1 protein-coding gene is annotated in these 263 nt (G+C 65.4%); it reads right to left on the minus strand.

Annotated features, from left to right (window positions below; translation table 11 throughout):
• The coding region (locus H6B31_RS16965) for a TIGR02444 family protein (protein ID WP_204899551.1) at positions 1–263 on the minus strand (263 nt) is incomplete at both ends.

Here is a 263-nt window from a genome sequence, read left to right on the forward strand (position 1 = left end):
GCTCATCCTGCTGTGCCATTGCACGCCATTGCACACGCACTTGCCGCAATGGTTCGATCACCTGCGCCTGCCAAGGACGCGCCAATTGTTGCAATGCATGCACGCGCTCGGGCACACACGCCACGCCCCGCTGTTCCAGCCACGCGCCGCAGAGCAGCAGGCACACATCCGCCCCTTGCTCCTGCAAGCGCAGGCAGGCGGCCTCGACGCCCGGGCGGGCGTAAGTCGAGAGGGCAAAGCTCCACAGGTCAGCGCACATATTC

The organism is Pseudoflavonifractor capillosus (assembly GCF_016899775.1).
In the GTDB taxonomy this organism is placed as follows: domain Bacteria; phylum Bacillota; class Clostridia; order Oscillospirales; family Oscillospiraceae; genus Lawsonibacter.